2 protein-coding genes are annotated in these 2,075 nt (G+C 63.8%); both read right to left on the bottom strand.

Annotation, left to right across the window (positions count from 1 at the left end; genetic code table 11):
- On the bottom strand, nucleotides 1-1,261 hold a 1,261-nt coding region (locus AC0AP0_RS08420), incomplete at its 3' end, for an RCC1 domain-containing protein (RefSeq protein WP_490430142.1).
- A gap of 233 nt (nucleotides 1,262-1,494) precedes the next feature.
- A partial coding sequence (locus tag AC0AP0_RS08415; RefSeq protein ID WP_490430141.1) for a LytR C-terminal domain-containing protein occupies nucleotides 1,495-2,075 on the bottom strand: 581 nt, incomplete at its 5' end.

Here is a 2,075-nt window from a genome sequence, read left to right as displayed (position 1 = left end):
ATCCGGCGGGCGCGCCTTGGGGCTTGCTGACCAGGGTCGGCGTGTGCCGGTTGGTGGTGGTGCCGTCGCCCAGCTGGCCGGTGAGGTTCCATCCCCAGGTGTAGAGGTTGCCGTCCGAGCCTATAGCTCCGGAATGGTTGCAGCTAAGGCTGACCTGTTTCCAGGTGAATCCGGCGGGCGCGCCTTGGGGCTTGCTGACCAGGGTCGGCGTGTGCCGGTCGGTGGTGGTGCCGTCGCCCAGCTGCCCGTACTGGTTGTTTCCCCAGATGTAGAGGTTGCCGTCCGAGCCGAATGCTGCGGTATTCAAGTCGCCTAGGCTGAATTGTTTCCAGGTGAATCCTTCTGGTGTGCCTTGGGGCTTGCTGACAGGGATTGGCGTGTTCCGGTTGGTGGTGGTGCCGTCGCCCAGCTGCCCGCGGCCGTTTTGTCCCCATGTGTAGAGGTTGCCGTCCGAGCCGAACGCCGCGGAATGGTCCCAGCCTATGCTGGCTTGTTTCCAAATGAATTTTTCTGGTGTGCCTTCGGGCTTTTTGACTTGGACTGGCCTGGACCGGTTGGTGTTGGTGCCGTCGCCCAGCTCGCCGGCACCGTTATCTCCCCATGTGTAGAGGTTGCCGTCCGAGCTGATGGCCGCGGAATGAAGGCCGCCCATGCTGAGCTGGCTGAATCTGATGCTGCGTTGCGCGGGCGGGGTAAGGGTGACCTTGGCGCCCCCGGCTATGGGCCCTTGGCTGGGGCTGATGGCCCAATGGCCGTCTCCCTTGGTCCAGTGGGCGGTGAGGGTGGTGCTGCCGGTGACGGGCTGGGTGAAGTCGTAGGCGACGTCACCTTGGAACCAGCCGTCGAACAGGTATCCGTTCCTGGCGGGGTCGGGGCTGGGCCGACTGGCCTGGCCCCCGTCGGGGATGGTCTGCCTGTCGACGCTGCCGCCGCCTGCCGTGTCGAAGCTGACCGTCCAGGCTGCGGAAGACCGGTCCTGGACGCCGGCAGCATCGCCGGCAGTGTCGCGCGTGGGTGAGGCAGGCGTCGGAGTCGTGTGGCTCAGGGGCGAGGACGTTGGCAGGGGGAAGGACGGCGATGCGGCCTGCGGGCTATCATCCCCGTAGGGGTTCTCCAGACTCTCCCCCTCCTGCTGTTTGTCCAGGGTGGTGGGCGTGGCTGCTCCGGATGGGCTGCTGGTGCTCCCGGCCAAAGCGGGTGTGCAGGACAGGGCTAGGAGAAAGGCCAGGGCGGCGGCTGCCATGCCCGAATGCTGACGCATGATGAGTTGACTCCCCTCTTCGCAGAGCCTGCTACAGCATCCCCCCGGACATCACACTCAAACTGTACTAAGAAGCTGTATTAAGAAACTGTACCAAGCGCGCAAATACCCACGACCCAAGGGTGGTGTACTCCCTACTGTAGCACGCGCGCAAACGCCTGCGGTTGAGGGTTCTGCGACAGCCGGGTCCGCAATCCTGGGAGAGATGCCAGGCCGGCAACATTCTTGCGGCGTCAGGCCTTGGGAGCCTTGGGCAGGTTCTTCATGGAGGAGGGGTCGGCCTGGCAGCCCTTGATGGCTTCGATCTTGCGGCCCACGACAGAGGTGCTGTCCTCGTCGTTCAGATCGTTAAAGGTGGCCCCGACGACGACGTCGATTAGATCGTCGCCGCGGTCGTCCATGATCAGCACGGCATCGTTGAATTGGGATCCCACTGTGTAGCCACGGTCAATGGCCGAGGCCCCGAAGCGTATCTCGGTGCGTGCAGTCTCGGTCTTGCCTGGATAGTCCGCCACATCCTGCATGTTGAATCCCCGATTGCGCAGGGCCGAGGCCAGTGCAGTGGCCAGACCGGACTTGTTGGTTCCGTTGAGCACCCGCACGCGGATGTCGGGGTGGTTGACCAGCTTGGACTTGTCAGGCGGGCAGGGCACGGCGACCCCATAGTTGGGCTTGGCGATGCTGGTGTGTTTGGCGTTATGCCCGATGGACCCGAAGATGATCAGACTGCATATGACCAGGATGGCCACTAGGGCGCTGACGACTATGGTGAAGACCATCTTCTGCCGCCGTCGTACGAACTGCCTGCGGGCCT

The sequence above is a fragment of the Bifidobacterium sp. POST2/T3 (B1) genome, from assembly GCF_058197115.1.
Note: the sequence above shows the minus strand (reverse complement) of the source record. Positions and strands in the feature narration are given on the sequence as shown.